At 68.1% G+C, this 17,305-nt stretch carries 15 protein-coding genes; 1 reads left to right on the top strand and 14 read right to left on the bottom strand.

All coding sequences use genetic code 11. From position 1 onward, the window contains the following. Positions 1 to 115: 115 nt before the first annotated feature. The 8 genes from J6U32_RS05150 to J6U32_RS05115 all read right to left on the bottom strand — a co-directional run bounded on the left by J6U32_RS05150 (position 116) and on the right by J6U32_RS05115 (position 9,728). Positions 116 to 562 carry a DoxX family protein gene (locus J6U32_RS05150; protein WP_425324142.1) on the bottom strand — a complete coding sequence of 149 codons (447 nt, stop codon included), beginning with the start codon at positions 560 to 562 and terminating at the stop codon, positions 116 to 118. A gap of 96 nt (positions 563 to 658) precedes the next feature. Then, positions 659 to 1,678, bottom strand: a complete 1,020-nt coding sequence (locus J6U32_RS05145; RefSeq protein WP_208793840.1) for a YdcF family protein — start codon at positions 1,676 to 1,678, stop codon at positions 659 to 661. A gap of 213 nt (positions 1,679 to 1,891) precedes the next feature. Continuing rightward, positions 1,892 to 3,397, bottom strand: a complete 1,506-nt coding sequence (locus J6U32_RS05140; protein ID WP_208795957.1) for an NAD(P)(+) transhydrogenase (Re/Si-specific) subunit beta — start codon at positions 3,395 to 3,397, stop codon at positions 1,892 to 1,894. Positions 3,398 to 3,432: 35 nt separating this feature from the next. Beyond that, entirely contained in the window at positions 3,433 to 3,738 is a 306-nt protein-coding gene (locus tag J6U32_RS05135) for an NAD(P) transhydrogenase subunit alpha (protein WP_006369335.1), read from the bottom strand. Then, entirely contained in the window at positions 3,738 to 4,823 is a 1,086-nt protein-coding gene (locus J6U32_RS05130; protein WP_208793839.1) for an NAD(P) transhydrogenase subunit alpha, read from the bottom strand. The genes J6U32_RS05135 and J6U32_RS05130 overlap by 1 nt, the downstream gene beginning before the upstream one ends. Positions 4,824 to 5,101: 278 nt before the next feature. Further along, on the bottom strand, positions 5,102 to 6,340 hold the full coding sequence (locus tag J6U32_RS05125) for a cutinase family protein (protein ID WP_244332612.1): 1,239 nt from the start codon (positions 6,338 to 6,340) through the stop codon (positions 5,102 to 5,104). Between the two features lie 58 nt (positions 6,341 to 6,398). Further along, positions 6,399 to 7,949: a PE-PPE domain-containing protein gene (locus J6U32_RS05120; RefSeq protein ID WP_244332610.1), complete on the bottom strand. Its 1,551-nt coding sequence runs from the start codon at positions 7,947 to 7,949 to the stop codon at positions 6,399 to 6,401. A gap of 156 nt (positions 7,950 to 8,105) precedes the next feature. Further along, a complete protein-coding gene (locus J6U32_RS05115) occupies positions 8,106 to 9,728 on the bottom strand; it encodes a molybdopterin-dependent oxidoreductase (protein WP_208793837.1) in 1,623 nt (540 codons plus the stop codon). Positions 9,729 to 9,857: 129 nt separating this feature from the next. Here J6U32_RS05115 and J6U32_RS05110 point away from each other — a divergent pair, with 129 nt between their 5' ends. Continuing rightward, a complete protein-coding gene (locus tag J6U32_RS05110) occupies positions 9,858 to 11,327 on the top strand; it encodes an FAD-binding protein (RefSeq protein ID WP_208793836.1) in 1,470 nt (489 codons plus the stop codon). A 53-nt stretch (positions 11,328 to 11,380) separates the two neighbouring features. Here J6U32_RS05110 and J6U32_RS05105 read toward each other — a convergent pair whose 3' ends face one another. The 6 genes from J6U32_RS05105 to nadB all read right to left on the bottom strand — a co-directional run bounded on the left by J6U32_RS05105 (position 11,381) and on the right by nadB (position 17,202). Further along, positions 11,381 to 13,624 carry a heavy metal translocating P-type ATPase gene (locus J6U32_RS05105; protein ID WP_208793835.1) on the bottom strand — a complete coding sequence of 748 codons (2,244 nt, stop codon included), beginning with the start codon at positions 13,622 to 13,624 and terminating at the stop codon, positions 11,381 to 11,383. Next, positions 13,621 to 13,797, bottom strand: a complete 177-nt coding sequence (locus tag J6U32_RS05100; RefSeq protein WP_208793834.1) for a hypothetical protein — start codon at positions 13,795 to 13,797, stop codon at positions 13,621 to 13,623. Before J6U32_RS05100 ends, J6U32_RS05105 begins: the two co-directional genes overlap by 4 nt. A 7-nt stretch (positions 13,798 to 13,804) precedes the next feature. Then, on the bottom strand, positions 13,805 to 14,008 hold the full coding sequence (locus J6U32_RS05095; protein WP_208793833.1) for a heavy-metal-associated domain-containing protein: 204 nt from the start codon (positions 14,006 to 14,008) through the stop codon (positions 13,805 to 13,807). Positions 14,009 to 14,055: 47 nt separating this feature from the next. Next, the gene (locus tag J6U32_RS05090; RefSeq protein WP_208793832.1) at positions 14,056 to 14,349 is read right to left on the bottom strand and encodes a metal-sensitive transcriptional regulator; all 294 of its coding nucleotides are present in this window, start codon (positions 14,347 to 14,349) and stop codon (positions 14,056 to 14,058) included. 157 nt (positions 14,350 to 14,506) lie between these two features. Further along, positions 14,507 to 15,385 (bottom strand): hypothetical protein, encoded by an 879-nt coding sequence (locus J6U32_RS05085; RefSeq protein ID WP_208793831.1) that lies wholly within the window; start codon positions 15,383 to 15,385, stop codon positions 14,507 to 14,509. Between the two features lie 158 nt (positions 15,386 to 15,543). Continuing rightward, complete coding sequence (nadB, locus tag J6U32_RS05080; RefSeq protein WP_208793830.1) at positions 15,544 to 17,202, bottom strand: L-aspartate oxidase; 1,659 nt, start codon at positions 17,200 to 17,202, stop codon at positions 15,544 to 15,546. Positions 17,203 to 17,305: the final 103 nt, after the last annotated feature.

The following is a 17,305-nucleotide window of genomic DNA, read 5'->3' as shown; positions in this document are numbered from 1 at the left end:
AAATGGGGTGAGAACAGCCGAAATACGGTGACGACTGTGTGCGACGTCACCGTATTTGGGGCGCGTGATATGACATTGGCATCACTTTCGCGCACAAACAAAAGAATGCTTTGTATCAATTCCGTCGACGGAGTCCGAGAACGACGAGCAATTCGGGCCGGCGCAACACCAGACCGATCCACAGCAGCACCCCGAGATACACCGCAAACAAGGTGAAGCTGAACACCGGCGATTCGATGCGCATGTTCGCCGTGACCGCTCCCCCGAGGTACGCGGTCAGCCCAAGGGCACCGAGAACGGCAGTACGCGGGATGAGGAAGACGATCAGGCACACGGCGAGAACGATTCCCATCACGGTTGCCTGTCCGAGCGGAAAGCCCAGCGACTCCATCGAGTCCACGACGGCCTGGGGCCGGGCCAGCTTGCCCGCGACGTCGAAAACCAGGAACGCCGCCACCACGACGGTGATGACGATCCCGACGATGCGCGCCGGTCGTCGGGATCCGTTGGCGGCGCCCGGGGCGGTGGTGCCGACGGCGGTGGTCGAGTCGATGGTGTTCATGATGTCCTCCGGGGTGGTCATCCCCGCCCTGGTGGCGGGGTGGGTACCACTACAGACCCCTCGGCACGCGAGAACTCATCGGTCGAACCGACCGCTCTATTGTCCGCCGCTCGACCCCGACTCCAGTAGCTCCTTGAGGATCTTGCCGCCGATGTCGTCGATGAGACCGGGGCCGACGTCGGGTAGTTGATCCGAGGGCAGCAGCGGGCTTCGGCTCGCCGGGATGCCCGCGGTGCGGGTTGCCTCGACGCGGATTCCGGTCTGCTTGTCCTTGGGCAGCGGCGTCGCGTTCTTCGCGAGATCGGTGTCGGTGGTGATGGATTGCACCACGCGCAACCCGGTCGCCGCGAAATCGGCTGCGGCGCGACGGATGTGGTTGGGCGAGGTGGCCAGGACCACGTCGCTAATGCCGCGTGCGGCCAGGAGTTTGGCGGTGTTCTGCGCGTTGGCGACGGTGGAGACCGAGGAGTCCTCGGTGAGGATGCGCGAGGCGTCGATCCCGTTGTCGGTCAGCCACTTCTTCATCACCGCGGCCTCGGTGACCCCGTTCTGCGGCTTGCCGCCGGTGACGACGATCGGGGCCGTCGGCATCGCTGCCGCCTCGGCCTTGCCTGCCGCGAGACGCTTGATCAATTCCGGGGCGGGCTTACCCTGTGGCGACAGCCCGAAGCCGAGGATCACGATGGCCGGATTCCCCGACACCGTCGTGGGTTCGGTGCTCGGCACGATGGCCGCGGCCGCGGTGACGCCGTCGATGATGGACCGAGCGGTCTTGGCCAGCAACGGATTGATCACCGACAGTCGATTCACCGCTGCCTTGCCGGCTGCGGCGTCCGACACCTGGTCGGCCCAGATGGCTTGCAGCGCCAGGGATTGCCCGTCGGCCGGCGACAGTGTCAGCGCCTGCTGGAGATCGGCGAGACCGGCCGGCACGTCGCCGGCGGAGAACTTCTGCTGCGCGGCGTTGTAGAGGGTGGCCGGGTCGACGCTGACCGCTGCCGTCGTCACGTGATGCTCCGATGACGACGGCAGGGTTCCGACGACGACACCGGTGATCGCCGACGCCGCGAGGACGACGCCCGTGGTTCGACGAAACCTTCTTTTCACTCTGGTCACACCAGTCACTGGAGTAACAGTAGGGCGAGGTGGGTGCGGCTGCCAGCCAGAGCCGGTCTCATCTCGATAACCGTCGGTCTCGGTTCGACAACACCGGAACACGACAGCCCCGACACACGACGGCGCCCCGCCCGGGTGGCGAACACCGCGTCGCACAGGATTCACGGTGGTCGCTCCGCAGGCGGGGCGTCGGGGTGTGGCGGTCAGGGCTCCTTACAGAGCCTTGAGCTCCTCGATGACCGAGTCGACGGACTTCTTGGCGTCGCCGAACAGCATGGAGGTGTGATCGAGATAGAACAGCGGGTTCTCGATGCCGGCGTAGCCGGAACTCATGCCGCGCTTGAGCACGATCACCGATCGCGCCTGGTCGACGTTGAGGATCGGCATGCCGTGGATCGGCGAGCCCGGATCGTTGCGCGCCGCCGGGTTGGTGACGTCGTTGGCGCCGATCACGATCGCGACATCGGTGCGAGCGAACTCGCCGTTGATGTCGTCCATCTCCTTCATCGCGTCGTAGGGCACATCCGCTTCTGCCAGAAGCACGTTCATGTGTCCGGGCATACGGCCGGCGACCGGGTGGATGGCGTATTTGACCTCGACGCCCTTGGCCTCGAGCAGGGTCGCCATCTCCTTGACGGTGTGCTGGGCCTGCGCGACCGCGAGACCGTAGCCCGGCACCACGATCACCTGGTTGGCGTAGGCCATCTGGATCGCGGCGTCGGCGGCCGAGGTCGCCTTGACCGTGCCGCCCTCGGCTCCACTGCCACCGACTCCGGCGTCGTCACCGCCGCCGAAGGCGCCGAAGATGATGGCCGGAATCGACCGGTTCATCGCCTTGGCCATCAGGTTGGTGAGAATCGAACCCGAGGCACCGACGATCATGCCGGCCACGATCATCGCCTGGTTGTTGAGCGCGAGACCCGCGGCCGCTGCCGACAGACCCGTCATCGCGTTGAGCAGCGAGATGACCACCGGCATGTCGGCGCCGCCGATCGGGAACACCACGAACAGGCCCATCACGCCGGCGACCACGAGCAGCGCCACGATCCAGTACCACGGCGTGGCCGACGTCGAGTCGGCCGAGACACCGATGAAGACGGCGATCGCGATGGCCGCGATGGCCAGCACGATGTTGGCGAACTGGAAGGCCTTGGCGGCCTTGACCAGCTTCTTCTCGAAGTTCTTGTTCAGCAGCTCCTGCAGCTTCGCGAACGCCACCAGCGAGCCCCAGAACGAGATCGAACCGATGATCGCCGCGAACAGCGACCCGACGATGACGTGCACGTCGGGTGTCTCGTGCAGCTGGGTGAAGCCATCGGACTCGATGTACTCCGACCATGCAATCAACGCGACGGTGCCACCGCCGACGCCGTTGAACAGCGCCACCAGCTGCGGCATCGCGGTCATCTTGGTCTTGAGCGCCGGCGGAATGCCCAGCGCCACACCGACCGCGAGGCCGACGACGATCAGAATCCAGTTGATTCCCGGCACCCCGGCGTCGCCGGCGTTGTTGTAGACACCGAGGAGGGTCGCGACGATGGCGATTCCCATGCCGACCGCGGCGATCCAGTTGCCGCGCACCGCAGTCTTCGGGCCGGTCAAGCCCATCAGACCGTAGATGAACAGGGAGAACGCGACGATGTAGAGGGCGGTGACGCCGTACCCGAGGGCCTCGGAGACCTGCCCGGAGTCACCGCTGAAGTTGGCAACCGCCGGAATGTAGGGAACGTAGGTAGAAGCAACGACGGTGGTGCTCACTTGGTGGTCTCCTTCTTACCCTTGAACATGCCCAGCATGCGGTCGGTGACGGCGAACCCGCCGACCACGTTGAGCGTTCCGAACACCAGCGCGACGAACGCGATGATGCGCACGCCCCAGTTGGCGTCGGCGGGCAGCGATCCCAGCACCACCAGCGCACCGAGCACGACGATGCCGTGGATGGCGTTGGTTCCCGACATCAGCGGGGTGTGCAGGGTGTTGGGGACCTTCGAGATGACGGCGAAACCCACGAATCCCGCCAGAACGAGAATCGCGATGTTGGCCAATAGTTCGGTGTACATCAGGCCGACACCTCCTTGTCGCGTGTCACGCACGCGGCGGCAATGACCTCGTCCTCGAAATCCGGTGCCAGCGTCCCGGATTCATCGAGCATCAGATCGATCAGGGCGAACACGTTCTTGGCGTAGAGCTCGCTGGCGTGCTCGGGCATGGTGGCCGGCAGGTTCAGCGGCGAGGTGATGGTGACGTCGTGTTTGACGACGGTCTGTCCCGGCTCGGTGAGCTCGCAGTTGCCGCCGGTCTCCCCGGCCAGGTCGACGATCACGCTGCCCGGCTTCATGCCCTCCACCGCAGCGGCGGTGACCAGGCGCGGAGCCGGCCGACCCGGCACCAACGCGGTGGTGATCACCACGTCGAAACCCTTGATCGCGTCCTCGAGCGCCTGCTGCTGCTGGGCCCGTTCGTCCTCGGTCAGCTCTCGGGCGTATCCGCCCTCACCGGCGGCGTCGATACCGAGATCGAGCCACTGGGCACCGACCGAACGCACCTGCTCGGCGACCTCGGGCCGCACGTCGTAGCCGGTGGTTCGCGCGCCCAGACGCTTGGCCGTGGCCAGCGCCTGCAATCCGGCCACACCCACTCCGAGGATCAGCGCGGTCGCCGGCTTCACCGTGCCAGCGGCGGTGGTCAGCATCGGGAAGAACCGCGTCGACAGATCTGCGGCGACGATGACCGACTTGTAGCCCGAGACGTTGGCCTGCGAGCTCAGCGCGTCCATCACCTGTGCGCGCGAGATACGCGGAATGGCCTCGACGGCGTAGGCCTCCACTCCCGCGTCGCGCAGTGCACCGATCTTGTTGTCGGCGTTGCGTGGAGCCAGGAAACCGATCAGTTTCTGACCACTGCGCAACTTGCCGATCTCGGCATCGGAGGGCGGCGATACCCGCAGCACCACATCGGCCGAATACGGATCGCCGATCGTCGCCCCCGCGTCGACGTATTCCGAATCCGGGATCAGCGCCCCGAGACCGGCCCCCTCTTCCACGATCACGGGGACTTTCTTGCCCACCAGCGACGCGACGACCTTCGGGACCAGCGCCACACGACGCTCTCCGGAGGCCGTTTCGCGCACGACACCCACACTCATTGCTATTCGTTGTCTTTCGTTGTCGTCGGTTGTCAGCGACTCATCACGTTGCGACTTGTCAGGTGTGCATCGACGACGACGACGAACGATCGGCCCGGTCGGTGCGCTGATCGGCCGTGCCGCAGCGATGCGGTCGGGGTGGGGCAACGGATTGCGTCGCCACCTGAGAAAAACGTGCGACGAACATAGCATGACCTCAGGTGACGCTGATCGTGGGCGTTGAATTGCTCACTTTTGCTTGACTCGGCGCATCCCGGTCGTCGACGGCCTCGAAACGGTTAGTGAGCGGGATGGCCGAGCGAGGCGAGCAGTGCCGCGAGCTCGGCGGGCGTCGGCAGCCGCGGCGGCTGCGTCCGGGCGGCCGGGCGGGTCGAGCCGAACCGCGGCTGCACGGCCGGGGCCGGGTGCGCGCGCCGCTGGGCCGCCCGGGCATCGGGATCGGTCACCGGGACGTCCCAGCCAAGGCGCGCGAACAGCGACTGCTGCACCTCCCGCGGGGTCGGCACACGGTTGCCCGCGGCGTCGGCCGACGGCTGTCCCGGTTCGGGCACCGGGATCAGGCGGTCGAGTGTCTCGTCGAAGTTCGCCGGGAGTGGCACGCCTTCCTTGCGCAGCCACATGCCCCAGGGGTTGCCGCCGTCGAGAACGACGTAGGTGGTGTTGCCCGACGACCAGGTGCGCTCGACAGGGAACTTGTTGACCTGATCGCCGAACTTGCCGTGGATGGTGGCACCGGGTGCGAGGTAGAACGCCCAGCCGAGTGGATCGGCGATCGGATTGGCCATGTCGCACACCAGATCCCCCTTGATGCAGTAGGAGATGACGCGGGTGGTGCCGGTGGCGGCCGGGTCGCGCGGGCCGTTGGTGTAGGCGCCGGGCAGCACGCTCGGGAAGACGTTTTCGGCTCCGGTGCCGGGGAAGCGGGTGTCGGCGCCGGTCACCACGACGACGTTGCCGTCGGGGATCGCGCCGGGCACCCCGGCGGCGTACTGCTGATGGAGCAGGTAGGCGACGTTCATCGCTACCGCGGACCCCTGTGAATATCCACTGAGGACGATGGTTCCCTTGCGTCCCTGGGCAATCCACGCGCGCCGCGCGTCGGCAAGTCCGGTGGCGGTGCCCTCGTCGACCGAGGTGTTGTACGCGTCATGCCCGACGATGCCCACCGGTCGTCCGGCGACGGTGAAGCCGAACGCCTCGGGATAGTCGACGATCTGCACGTTCGGCCGATAAGGGTCGAAGAATCCGAGTCCGACGGTGCGCTCGTACTGATCGGCGCCCGCCGGTGCGGAGCCTCCGACGATGTCGTGGGCGCTGATCGGATCGAAGTCGGTGGTACCGGGCGCGAGAACGACCGTCGAGTCACGGCCGAGATCGGGTGGCAGCCAACTCGGTTGCTGTCGGATCGTGGGCAGACCATCGTCGGTCGCGGCGTTCGCGGCTCCTGCGGCCATCGGGATGACCGCACACACGGCCGCGGCACATACCGCGGTGACACCCACGAAGACCCGACGCACGCGACCCACCTTTCAACCGGCCCCCGCGGCCGACCCTAGCGGGGTCGGCGGGTCGGCGCTATCGGGCCGAGGCCGTCGTGGGCGTGTCGTCCGAATTCGACTGGGGCGACCGGGTCTGGGATAACTCTGGCTGGGACGACACGGTCTGGGACGACACCGGCTGGGACGTCGTTGCCGTGACACTTGTCGTTGTCGTCGGAGTCGCTGCTGTCGACGTGGCGGTGGTGGTCGGCGCAGTGGTAGATGGTTGTGCGACAGTCGTTTCGGCCGAGGTGGTCGCAGGTTGGGGTGACGCAGCCTGGGTCGATGCCGCCGAGGTGGTCGCGGCGGTGCTCGCCGACGCCCTCGATGCCGACTTGTTCGATGCCGTCGGCGCGGGCAGCACCGAGCGGTAGTCGGCTTGGCACGCGGATGGGGTGGCGGCGCAGGCGTCGGGGTCGTGCACGGGGACGTCGAGGCCGAGCCGCGCGTAGAGGAGTTCCTGCAGTTCTCGCGGCGTCGGCACCTCGTAGGCGCTCAACTGTTGGCGGAGTGCGTCGGGCATCGGGATGCGCAGGTCGGCGAGGGTCGACCGGTGACCGGGCATGGGCACCGGAACGAGGGTGCTCAGGACGTCGTCCACTTCCTTGGGGACCGGAATCCCGAGGTCGCGCAACATCATTCCCCAGGGATTTCCACCGTCGTAGACGATGTAGGTGGTGTTGCCACTGTCGCTCGTCCATTCCTTGGCGATGGAGTACTCGTTGATCCGGTAGGTGAGAAAAGCGTGCACATAGAAGCCGGGGAGCAGGTAGAAGAACGTCGAGACGGGATTGATCAGCGGGTTGCCGACGCCGCAGGTGGCATCGCCGCGCACGCAGTAGGTGTAGACGGCGATGTCGCCGGTGTCGGCGGGGTTGCGGTCACCGTTGGTGTACATGCCGGGCAGAAAGCTCGGAACGACGTTCTCGACCCCGGTGTGCGGGAAGCGCGAGTCGGCGCCGACGATGACGGCGAGCTGATCGTCGGGGATGTCGCCGATCCCCTGAAGGTTCTTCTGGTGCAACAGGTATGCGACATTCATGGCGATCGGCGCGCTCTGCGAGTAGCCGTTGATGACGACGGTGCCCGCCGGTTTCTGGGCGTGTGCGGTTTCGGCGTCGCGCACCCCGTTGATCGACCCGACCTCCACCGAATGGGTGAAGGTGTCCGAGCCGGCGAGATAGATCGGGAAACCGAACGGGTCGATGCCGAACGCCGCCGGGTAGGAGACGGTGTCGATCGACGGCGCGGCGTGCGGGTCGACGATCGTCTTGCCGTCGGCGTCGGTCGTGACGCCGCCGAACAGTCCGATACCGAGGGTGCGGGCGACCTGGTCGCTGCCGTCATAGTCGGTGGTGCCGGGGATCAGGACCACCACGTCGCCGTTGTCGAGGTGCGGCGCCCACGAGGGTGTCTCGATGATGGTCGGCTTGGCCTGATCGATCGTCGCCGGCGGGTTGAGATCGGGGAAGACGATCGGCCCGATCTGCAGCGCATGCGCCATCCCCGGCTGAAAGCCCGGTTGTACGAACATGATCGCGGTGGCGAACGCCACCGCGACCGTCAGCATCGAGCGCCGCACGCGCATGTGTCTCCCTGAGAGATCCGTCGTCCAACCCGGCGGAACCGACACCTCGCCGGCCCGCGACAGCGCCCCGCCCGCGTCGAGAGGTGAGTGTAACGGGAGGTCGCCGGGATGGCCGCGTTTGCGCGGTTCTGTGACCGTCCCGCCGCGGCACGGCACTCAGGAGATGGTGTAGGTCCGTGAATCCAGGCCGGTCGCGCCGTCGGGCACCGGGTCGGCGGTCGCCGAGGTCTGCACCTGTCCGTCCTTGCCGATCGCCCGACACGTGACGGTGTGCTGCCCGGCGCCGGCCTGCCACACGTACTTCCACGGCCGCCAGGTGTCGTCGCTGTAGTCGGTGGCCAGCGTTGCCTGCTCCCACGGGCCGTCGTCGATGCGGACCTCGACGCCGGCGATCCCGGTGTGTTGGTGCCAGGAGGTGCCGGCCAGGACCACTTGTCCGGCAGGCAGATCCGAGCTCGACGGCCGGTCGATACGTGAGGAGATCTTGATCGGTCCCAGCTGTGACCACCCGCGCGAGGTCCAGTACGCCTGCGCCTTGTCGAAGGTGGTGAGCTCCCAGTCGACGACCCACTTGGTGGCCGAGACGTATCCGTAGAGACCCGGGATCACCTGCCGCACCGGGTAGCCGTGCTCGACCGGTAGCGGCTGGCCGTTCATCCCGATCGCCAGCAATGCGTCCCGGTTGTCGGTGATCGCCGATACCGGTGTGCCGCAGGTCCATCCGTCGGAGCTGGTGGAGTACAGCATGTTCGCGCCGGGGCGCACGCCTGCGCGGTCGAGGAGGTCTTTCATCCGGACCCCGAGCCAGCGGGCGTTGCCGATCAGGTCGCCGCCGACCTCGTTGGACACACACGTCAGGGTGACCAGCCGTTCGGTCATCGGCATCGCCAGCAGGTCGTCCCAGGAGAGGGTGAACTCGTTGTCGACCATGCCGTGCACCCGCAATTGCCAGTCGCCGGTGGTCAACTGTGGCACCTGTAGGGCGGTGTCGATCCGGTAGAAGTCGGCGTTGCCCGTGACGAACGGGGTCGCGCCCGGTACCCCGATGTCGGCCGACGCCGGTACCGGCGGTGCCGGAGAGGCCGGGGCGGGCAATCGCAGCGAGTTGCGGTCGGCGATGGTCTTGGCGGCACCGGCGAGCAGCGTCCGTCCGAGCGCGCCGACGGCGACGGCGGCCGCGGCGATCCCGGCGGCGGTCAGCACGAAGCGGCGTGAGGCGGGCGCGTGCAGCATTCCGGTGCCGTCGTCGGGGTCCGCGGTCGGGGCCGTCTGGGCCCGGGTCGCTTCCGCGTCGGCGTCGAGGATGCCGACGAGGACCCGCAGGGCGATCACCCCGGCCGCGCCCGCGAACAGCGAGGGCAGCATGTACATCGCCGAGGCTCCGGGGCGCCCGAGGGATGCGACGACCCCGACGATCGCGAACACCACGATGACGATCGATCCGATCGGCGGTCGGCGGCGTTCAGTCACCCCGCACACCCCGGCGAGGATCGCGATGACCACACCCATCACCACGAACAGCGCGAGCTTGTCGGAGGTGCCGAAGGTGCTGATCGCCCACTCCCGCATCCACAGCGGCGAGTGGTCGACGACGCTCGATCCGACGGCGAAGTACGGCGAGGATTCCGGTGAGATGAACGCGGCCACCAGTTCGCCGACCCCGAGGGCGGCGGCGACGGCGATGATGCCGGTGAGCGCGTTCACCGGTATCGGCACGCGCCGCTCGGGTGCGTGCCGGACGGTGTCGGGGTCGGGGTCGAGTCCGGAGGCCACACCCATTGATACGCCGAGAGCGGCGGATGTGTCGTCGAAAGGCGGCGCCGGGTCGGTCGGATGCCGGACCCGGCCGTGACCGAACGACCCGACAATACTAGAACGTGTTCTATTTCGTGGGTTAGGCTGATGACCATGGCAGCGGACACAGCGATTCCCGAGACCGTCGCACTCGGATCGGTCGACGAATTCAGCGACGAGGTCGACGTGGTGGTCGTCGGCCTCGGCATCGCGGGCGGATGTGCCGCGGTGGAGGCGGCCACCGCAGGCGCACGCGTGCTGGTTCTCGAACGCGCAGCTCAGGCCGGCGGGACGACGGCGCTCGCCGGCGGCCACTTCTACCTCGGTGGCGGCACGGCAGTCCAGCAGGCGACCGGCTTCGAGGACTCAGCGGAGGAGATGGAGCGCTACATCACCGCGGTGTCGCGCGATCCCGAGCCGGAGAAGATCCACGCCTACTGCGTCGACAGCGTCGATCACTTCGAGTGGCTGGAGAATCTCGGCTTCGCCTTCGAGCGCAGCTACTACCCGGAGAAGGCGGTGGTCCAGCCCGAGACGCAGGGGTTGATGTACACCGGCAACGAGAAGGTCTGGCCGTTCAAGGACATGGCCAAGCCTGCGCCGCGTGGCCACAAGGTGCCCGTCCCCGGTGACACCGGCGGAGCGGCGATGGTCGTCGAACTGCTGGTGAAGCGGCTCGCCGAACTCGGCGTCGAGGTCCGGTACGAGACCGGTGCACGCAATCTCGTCGTCGACGACGAGGGCTCGGTGGCCGGCGTGGCATGGCGCTCGATCTCCGGCGAGCACGGGGTCATCGGCGCCCGTGGGGTGATCATCGCCGCGGGTGGCTTCGTGATGAACCCGGCGATGGTCGCCGAGCACGTGCCGTGGCTGACCGAGAAGCCGTTCGTGTTGGGCAACACCTACGACGACGGGCTCGGCCTGCGGATGGGGGTGTCGGCGGGGGCCGTCCTCAAGCACATGGATCAGGCGTTCTGCACCGCGCCGGTGTATCCGCCGTCGATCCTGCTGACCGGGATCGCGGTGAACACGAACGGCGACCGATTCGTCGCCGAGGACTCCTATCACTCGCGGACGTCGGCTTTCGTTCTCGAACAACCGGATTCGACGGCGTACCTCGTCGTCGACGAAGCACACATGCAACGGCCGCGGATGCCGCTGGTGCCACTGATCGACGGGTACGAGACGGTCGCGGAAATGGAACAGGCCCTGGACATTCCGTCGGGCAACCTGCAGAAGACCCTGGACCGCTACAACACCCACGCGGCCGAGGGTGAAGACCCCGATTTCCACAAGTCCGCGGAATTCCTTGCGCCACAGGATCACGGGCCGTGGGCTGTGTTCGACATGAGTCTGGGCAAGGCGATGTACGCGGGCTTCACGATGGGCGGGATGGCCACATCGGTCGACGGCGAGGTCCTCGGCGCCGACGGCTCCCCCATCGCGGGCCTCTACGCGGCCGGGGCGTGCGCGGCCAACATCGCGCAGGACAGCAAGGGTTACGCCAGCGGCACCCAGTTGGGCGAGGGCTCCTACTTCGGCCGGCGGGCCGGGCGGCATGCCGCGGGGCGGGCGGCAGGGTAACCACGGGCGCGTCCGTTGCGACGGTCCACGGGTGTGATCGGTCGAGCGTCCACTCAGCGCGCGTACGGCCGAAAACCCCGCAGCCGCAGGCTGTTGGCGACCACGAACACCGATGAGAAGGCCATCGCCGCTCCGGCGATCATCGGGTTCAGCAGTCCCGCCGCCGCGATCGGCAACGCGGCGACGTTGTATCCGAAGGCCCAGAACAGGTTTCCCTTGATGGTACGCAGCGTGCGCCGCGAGAGCGCGATGGCGTCGACCACCTTGCGCAGATCACCGTCGACGATGGTGAGGTCGGCGGCCGCGATCGCGACGTCGGTTCCGGTACCCATCGACACACCGAGATCGGCCTGGGCGAGCGCGGCGGCGTCGTTGATGCCGTCCCCGACCATCGCCACCGTCTTACCCTGACGCTGGAAGTCCTTGACCGCGTTCACCTTTTCCTCGGGCCGCACCTCGGCGATCACCTGGTCGATGCCGACCACGCCGGCCACGAAACGGGCCGCGCCGGCGTTGTCACCGGTCAGCAGCACGGGTGTCAGGCCCATGCGTTTGAGTTCCGAGATCGCTTCTCGTGACGACTCTTTCACCGTGTCGGCGACGACGATCACCCCGTACTCGGTGCTGCCATCACCGTCGATGGCGATGATCACCGCGGTCGCTCCCCGTTCGTGGGCGGCGTCGAGTGCCCGGCGCAGCGTCGTGGGTAGCCGCTCACCGAGTTCCCGGGGGCTGCCGACGCGCACCTTCTCGCCGCCCACGATCCCGCTGACGCCGACTCCCTCGGTGCTGGTGAAGTCGGCGACGTCGTCGATCGGAAGATGCTGGGCGGCAGCGACAATGGCCTTGGCGAGAGGATGTTCGGATGCAGACTCGACGGCCGCAGCAGCCGTCAGGAGGCGATCGGCGTCGACCCCGTCGGCGGGCTGGACCTTCTCGACCTGCATGACACCGGTGGTGACGGTACCGGTCTTGTCCAGCAGTACGGTGTCGATCCGCCGTGTCTGTTCGAGAACCTCGGGGCCGGTCAACAGAATTCCCAGCTGCGCACCTCGACCGGTGCCCACCATCAGCGCGGTCGGTGTCGCCAACCCCAGCGCACACGGGCAGGCGATGATCAGCACGGAGACCGCCGCGGTGAACGCGAAGCCCACCGGCGAATCCGACGCGACCGCCGCTCCCAGCCAGAATCCCAGTGCGGCAACGGCAATTGCGATCACCACGGGAACGAACCAGGCGGAGATCCGGTCGGCGAGGCGCTGCGCCCCGGCCTTGCCGGCCTGGGCGTCGGCGACCATCCGGGTCATCTGGGCCAGCGCGGTGTCGGCGCCGACGTGGGTCGCCCGCACCAGCAGTCGGCCGCTGGTGTTGATCGTCGCGCCGACCACCGCGTCGCCGGGGCCGACCTCGGTCGGCATCGACTCCCCGGTCACCATCGACGCGTCGACCGCCGAGGCGCCGCCGACGACGACGCCGTCGGTGGCGATCTTCTCACCGGGCCGCACGACGAATTCGTCGCCGACCGCCAGCTGCGCGATCGGAATCCGCTGTTCGACACCGTCGCGTACGACGGCAACATCCTTGGCGCCCAGGCGCATCAGCGCGCGCAGTGCGTCACCGGCGGTGCGCGTCGCGCGCTTCTCCAGGTATCTACCGAGGAGCAGGAAGGTCGTGACGCCCGCCGCGGCCTCGAGGTAGATATTGGCGCCGCCGTCGCCGCGTTGTGGGATCAGGTCGAAGCCATGAGTCATGCCGGGTTCGCCTGCGGTGCCGAGGAACAATGCGTAGAGCGACCACCCGAAGGCGGCGAGCGTCCCCATCGACACCAGGGTGTCCATGGTGGTGGCGCCGTGACGCAGGTTCACCCAGGCGGCGCGGTGGAATGGCCACGCACCCCACACCACCACGGGTGCGGCGAGCGTCAACGACAGCCACTGCCAGTAGGTGAACTGCCACGCCGGGACCATCGCGAGCACGACGACCGGGATGGTCAGGGCCGCGCTGATCAGCACTCGGGTGCGCAGCGCGTCGAGATCCGGGTCGGCGTCGGCGTCGTCGGGCGCCGACGGGCCGTCGTCGACAGGTGCGGCGTCGTACCCCGCGGATCGGATGGCCTCGATGAGCGCGGCGGTATCCACATCGGAGGGATGCTCGACGTGGGCGCGTTCGGTCGCGAAGTTGACGGTGGCGTGCACGCCGTCGAGTTTGTTGAGCTTGCGCTCGATGCGGTTGGCGCACGACGCACAGGTCATCCCCTCGACGTCGAGGTCGAGGCGTTCGGTGGTGGGTGCGGTCATCGGTGACCTCCGTGGAGATCGGTGGTGGTCGAGTGATGTTCGGGCACTGCCACTCCCGTGTCGGGCGCGACCGCATGCCCGACGGCGAACGCGATGGCGAACACCGCCGCGAGCGCCACCAGGAAGGCGGCGACCCGCACGACGGTGCTCGACGCGACGGTGTTCGGGGTCATGTGCGGGTCACACCAATTGGTAGCCGGCTTCGGTGACGGCGCGGGCGACCGCCTCGCGATCGAGGGGCGTATCGCTGGTCACCTCCACCCGTCCCGAATCGACGGTCACGTCGACGCTGCGGACACCGGGGATCTCCTCGATCTCCTCGCGAACCGACGCGGCGCAGTGACCGCAGGTCATGCCGGTGACAGTGTAGATCTCGCTCGCCATGAGCACAACTCCTTGTCAGTGGATAATCACTTGTGGGACAGCATATTTCAGGATTTAACCAGACGCGCGATGGCCTGCACGGCCTCGTCGACCTTGGCCTTGCCCTCGGCGTCGCCCTCCTGGGCCGCCCGGACCACACAGTGATTCATGTGCTCCTCGAGCAGGCCGAGACTGACCGCCTGCAGGGCCTTGGTCATCGCCGAGACCTGGGTCAGGATGTCGATGCAGTACTTCTCTTCTTCGACCATCCGCTGCAGACCGCGAGCCTGGCCCTCGATCCGCCGAAGGCGGCGCAGATAGTCATCCTTGTTGCCCATGTAGCCATGTTCGGCGTGATCCATGATGTCCTCCTCGGGCACCGAGCCTTGATACCCCCTACAGGTATACGCCGCCGCGTCGGTAAACACTACCCCCCTAGGGTATGGGTGTGTGTGACGGAGACAGCGCTGTCGGCGCGGTGGAGAGCGCTGTCGACGGGGTGGAGGGCGCTGTCGGCGGTCAGTCGCGACGCAGCGCGGCGGCCAGTCGAGACAGAGCCGTCGCGACGTCGTCAAGAGCGTCGCCGACCTCGGTCAAGCCCAGAGTCGGCTGCGGATCATCTGATGCCCCGGCCGATTCCCGGGCCGAGTACTCCGAGGGCGCCGGCGCCACAGGTCGCGAGGCCGATGTGGCAGCCGCGTACGGCTCGTCCGGCGCGAAGGCGGGCTCCGGGCGCGACGCGGGAATGTCGAAACTGTGGCGTCGGCCGTGATACGGGGTCTGATCGTGCGGGGGCGCCGAGTCGGTGGACCGACGGCCGCCCCGATAGTCCGACTCCTCGGCCGTCGGCGGTTCGGGCATGGAGAGCTCGGGACGAGAGGGTTCGGGCCTGGGCGGCTCCGGCATCCGATGCGACCCGCGGGCACCTACCCCGGCGACCGGCAGGTCACCGGTGGACGGACCGTGGGATCCGCTCGCACCCGGTGTCGTCGGGCCCTGCGTCGAGTACTCCGGCCCGGGGGCCGAGGAGTGCACCCCGGCATGTCCGTGGCCACCCGCGGCCATCCCGGACATCGCTGTCGGCGCATGGCCATTGGACCGGACGTAGCGGTGCGGCCCGGGGTGACCGTGAAAGTAGAGGCACGGGGCGTTCTCCAACGAGCGCACCGGGCACGGATTGCGTTCGATCAGCGACTGCGCGTGGGGGTCGAAATCGTTCCACTCCAGCCAGAATCGGCGATCATTGCGCGGCGTGATGCTGCCGTCGGTCGCGTGATTGCCGCGGTGACCGATCGGCAGACGACATTCGAGCATCCACCCGGCCGACTCGGGGAGTCCCAGCGCGCGGCGTTCGGCGGCCGTACTGACCACCGTCGACCAGCAACCCTCGCTGTCCATCGAACCTCCCATTCGCGCGGTCCGACCGCGCTGTGCCCGGTGGGTCCACGCGACGTCCACCGAGGGCGGACCTGCCGCACCGACAGCCTGCTCGTCACCGTGTGCGGTTATGAAACGCGACCCCCGCCGGTCAGTGTACGAAGGAAGACCCGTCGGGGCTACCCCGGGAGGCTCACCGGCGCGGCGTCGGCGACCTCGGCAATCACACCGCGCTCCAGACCGAAATACCTCGACCTCACGTCGACGTCGGACCGCGGGAAGTCCGATCGCACGTGGCAGCCGCGTGACTCGCGGCGCGCGGCGGCCGCGGCCACGACCACACCGGCAGCCAGGGTCAGTGACGCGTCTTCGGCGTCGGCGACCCCGACGATCCGGCGCCTCGGCGCCGACGCCAGCAGCGTTGCAACCTCGGCGAGGCCGGAGGCGTCGCGGCGCAGCGCGACGTGTCGGCTCATCGCATCCTGGAGGGTCCTGCGGTCGAGCGCGGGCAGATCCCCGTCACCGTGCACCCCGTCACCGTGCACCTCGTCACCGTGCACCTCGTCGACTGCGGCTCCCCTGATCGCGTCGCGATCGGCCACCGCGACGCCGGCCGCGCGGATGCCCATGACCACGCCCTCCAGAAGGCTGTTGGAGGCGAGGCGATTCGCTCCGTGCAGACCGGTGCGGGCCACCTCGCCGGCCGCGAGCAGACCGGGCACCCCGGTGCGGGCGACGGTGTCGGTGACCACGCCACCGCACTGGTAGTGCGCCCCGGGCACCACCGGGATCAGACCGGATTCGACGGACAGCCCGGCCGCCCGCACACCCGCGGTGACCGTAGGGAACCGGTCGGCGAAACGATCAATACCCGAAACATCGAGGTAGACGCACGGATGACCGGTGCGGTCGAGGGCAGCCATCGCGGCGTTGGCGACGACGTCGCGGGGAGCGAGATCGCCCAGCGGATGCACGCCCGCGGTCACCGACGCTCCGTTGACGTCGACGAGCCGGCCGCCCTCGCCGCGGATCGCCTCGGTCACCAGGGTGCGCCGCCCGCGCTCGCCCGGCGTGTACAGCATCGTCGGATGGAACTGGATGAACTCGAGGTCGGCGACGCGGGCTCCGGCGCGCAGTGCCAGCGCGATTCCGTCGCCGGTGGCCCCGGACGGGTTGGTCGTGGCCGCATACAGATGCCCCGCACCGCCGGTGGCCAACAGAACCGTCGGTGCCGACACGACGCCGGGCTCGCCGACCACTCCGTCGACGCCGCTGCGTAGGTAGGAGATGCCGACGACACGGCCGACGACGTCGGTGAGCACCCGAGTCACCACCGATTCGTCGAGGCATTCGATGCCGCCCGCGGCCTGCGCCTCGCGCAGCGCCGACCACAATGCGCGTTGCACGGCCGCGCCGGTCGCGTCGCCACCGGCGTGCAGGATGCGCCGTACCCGGTGGCCACCCTCTCGGGTCCGAGCCAGCGCACCGGTGTGATCACGGTCGAATTGTGTTCCCCACGAGATCAATTCGGAGACCGCGGCCCAGCCTGCGTCGAGGATGGGGCGGCTCGCGACGGGATCGCTCAGGCCTGCGCCGGCAGCCAGGGTGTCGGCGAGGTGCGAGTCGACGGAGTCGGCGGGGTTGTCGGGCATGACCACCGCGACACCACCCTGGGCGTAGAAGGTGGCGGTCGGCTGCTCGGTGCGGTCGGTCTGCCATCGCGGACCCTTGTGCACCAGTACGACGCGGAGTCCGGCTGCCCGCGCGGTGAGTGCCGCGGCGATACCCGCCACTCCGGCGCCGACCACGACGAGGTCGGCGGATCGTGACACGGCCATGGTCCACCTCTTTCCTTGCTCCCGTCACGGCGGCTGCGGCGACGTGACTCTCTCCTGCGAACAACCCGCGGAGCACGTTTTCGATTCCCAGTCGAAAACCTCT

The sequence above is a fragment of the Gordonia polyisoprenivorans genome (assembly GCF_017654315.1).
GTDB classification, from domain to species: domain Bacteria; phylum Actinomycetota; class Actinomycetes; order Mycobacteriales; family Mycobacteriaceae; genus Gordonia; species Gordonia polyisoprenivorans_A.
The sequence above is the reverse complement of the archived record's forward strand: the minus strand, read 5'-3'. Positions and strand labels throughout refer to the sequence as shown.